The organism is Enterococcus camelliae (assembly GCF_042685105.1).
Classification (GTDB): Bacteria; Bacillota; Bacilli; order Lactobacillales; family Enterococcaceae; genus Enterococcus_G; species Enterococcus_G camelliae.
The window spans coordinates 1-2811 of record NZ_JBHUMO010000050.1 but is presented as its reverse complement, the minus strand read 5'-3'; the positions used below and the strand labels follow the sequence as shown (position 1 = coordinate 2811).

Sequence of the window (2811 nt, the reverse complement as noted above, 5' to 3'; positions counted from 1 at the left end):
AAAAATGCTCTATCAAAATCAAACTAATCAAAGAATCATTTCAGGATGCAGCGCTGTGTAGTTTTTCTCTGCAATTTTATGTATAAAAGCCTTGCAAAATACAATAGATCAATAGTTAGATACAAAAAGACACTTGTACCCCCTCAATTTGATAGAATGAAGTTGAAGACAACATCCCACAAAACTGTGAAAGGAAGATACAAATGTCAACTTCATTATATTCTGAATTAACCGAAACTATCAATAACCAACGGAAAATTATTTTTGCTCTTGTATATCAATTGACTTCTATTTATGCAAACTCTAAAAGCCTTAAAATCACTGATATTGCTGACTTAGGCTACTAAAAAATGACCGTTGATGAACTTCCCAAAGTGGTTACTTCTGAGAAATTAGACTATAAATTACTCATGCAGGAGCACTTGACTAAGAACGGAAAAGCCATCAAACCTGTGAAGCGTCGCAACGAATCCCAGACAATCGATCCCGCGATTCATTGCTCCTGTTGCCAAGCACCATCTGATTATCTCTACCTCAATAATGGTCGTGCACAAGACAATCAATACCAGTGTAAAATCTGTCATAACTTGTTTAATTACAAAAATTGATTCTTAAAAGAAGTTCGTTTAAAGTGTCCTCATTGTGAGGATACCCTTGTGAAACTCAAACAACGCAAGGGTTTCAGTATTCACAAATGTCGTAGTCTATCTTGTCCGTTCTATCAAAAACGCCTCAAAGGACTGTCAAAAAAAGAACGAAAAGCTTTTCAAAAAAACAAGAATCGTTTTAAAATGCATTAAATTTATCGTAAATTCGAACTTACTCTGTCTGAGCTAGAGGATACACCCGATTATAAAACCGTCGTTCAATTGAAGAATATCAATTGCTCGCCCCGTGTGCTGGGCCTCATTTTGACCTATCACGTGAATTACGAGATGTCTGGCGAAAAGACGGTTGCTCTAATGTATGATATTCATCAGGTAAAAATATCTGGTCAATCCGTAAGAAGTTATGCCCGTTCTGTTGCTCACTTAGTACGCCCCATGACGGACTATTATCCCTACGAATTGTCCGACCACTTCTGTGGTGACGAAACCTATATTCGAGTTCAAGGTAAATGGAATTATATCTACTTCTTTTTTGATGCCGAGAAGAAGATTATCCTCTCTCATCGATAGAACCGCCATCGTGATACTGAGACAGCCATTAAAGCCATTCATGATGTTGTCCGCCGTTTTGAGCGCATTCCTGACAAACTAAAGCTAATCGTAGACGGTAATCCTATCTACAAATTAGCCGAAGCGTTTTTCGCTCAGAACGACATCAAATTTGAGGTCATCCAAGTAATTGGCTTAACCAATGAAGACGAAGTTCCTAAAGAATATCGACCCTTAAAGCAAATAATCGAACGCTTAAACCGCACTTTCAAAGCAAACTACAAACCTCTTGGAGGGTTCAATTCAGAGTCTGGACCAATTACGCATGTCACACTGTTTACGACGTTCTTCAACTTTTTACGGCCTTATTCAAAGCTTGAGAAAAAGCGAGTGCCGGTCGTTTTGCCAGAGCTTGAGTTCTTTGATGATATGCCTCAAAAGTGGATCAAACTCCTCATGATGTCAGAACAGTTCATCATCGATAAACAGGTAGCTTAACACCTTTCGATAACGGGTTGTCCTCAACTAGAACAGGCGTTGTATTTTGCAAGGCTTTTATACATAAAAGGGGGTGCGGATGTTTTTCTGGACCCCTTTTAACAAATAAATCCTTGTTTCTTCCGATATTGAAGAGGACTTAATCCTCCTAAAGATAACTTAATTCGTTGATTATTGTACCAATGGATATAGTCATCTACCTGATTGATAAACTGATTGATTGTTGTGTTTTTCCAGTCACGTTGATAAAACACTTCATTCTTTAAACGTCCAAAGAAACCTTCACACGCTGAGTTATCTGGCGAGCACCCCTTTTTAGACATAGAACGAGGCAAGTTTGCCTTGTTCATTCGTTCAATCCAACCTGGCCATCGATAGTGAGCACCACGATCCGAATGAATAATCGGATGCTCTTGATCTTGCAAAGTAGCTATCCCAGTATCTAGCATAGTATTCACTAATTCTGAATCAGGCTTTGTTCCAATGGTCCAGCTAATAATAGCTCCATCATAACAATCAACAAGTGGGGATAAATAAACTTTTCCTGCGGGAATTTTAAACTCAGTAATATCTGTTAACCATTTTTCATTTGGTTTTTCTGCTTTGAAATGACGATTCAAAAGATTTGGTTGTGCAGGAGTAATTTCTCCAACATATGAAGAGTATTTTTTTCGCTTAGAAAATTTAATCATCAAATTTTCCTCAAGCATTCATCTACGTATGACTTTTTCAGACAGGCTTTTCCCCATATTTTTTAAAGCTTGGTGAATTCTGCGGTAACCATAAGCACAGAAGTTACTGTTGAAAATAGTCATGATCAATTGACGTTCTTCAACATATTTATCTGGTTTCTCAAGTGCCTTTTTTTGATAAAAATAGCTACTTTTAGACAACTTAAGTTGTTGAAGCAGCTCCTTCAACGTGAATCGATTTCGTTGAGCATCAATCAATATCGTTTTTTCTTGATTTGATAGATAAAGAAGATTGATGCTTTTTTCTTTTTTTAGCAGTTCAGCAGCTCCCTCTAGCAATGCTTTTTCGATTTGTAATTGATGTCTCCTGAACAGTAATGTTTCCTTGATATAACAACATTTTCCTCTCACTTTTGATATAATAGGTGCATGAGTTTTTTCAGGTTACTGGCATAAATCGTGCA

At 37.3% G+C, this 2811-nt stretch carries 2 protein-coding genes and 1 pseudogene; 2 read left to right on the top strand and 1 reads right to left on the bottom strand.

Going from position 1 to position 2811, the window contains the following annotated elements:
• Window positions 1-350 precede the first annotated feature (350 nt).
• Window positions 351-608 carry a hypothetical protein gene (locus ACFSR0_RS08380; protein WP_379981789.1) on the top strand — a complete coding sequence of 86 codons (258 nt, stop codon included), beginning with the start codon at window positions 351-353 and terminating at the stop codon, window positions 606-608.
• Between the two features lie 303 nt (window positions 609-911).
• On the top strand, window positions 912-1178 hold the full coding sequence (locus ACFSR0_RS08375) for a hypothetical protein (RefSeq protein WP_379981787.1): 267 nt from the start codon (window positions 912-914) through the stop codon (window positions 1176-1178).
• A gap of 575 nt (window positions 1179-1753) precedes the next feature.
• On the opposite strand, the pseudogene ACFSR0_RS08370 reads toward ACFSR0_RS08375, so the two are convergent.
• Window positions 1754-2716, bottom strand: a pseudogene (locus tag ACFSR0_RS08370) (IS3 family transposase); the annotation flags it as partial.
• Window positions 2717-2811: the final 95 nt, after the last annotated feature.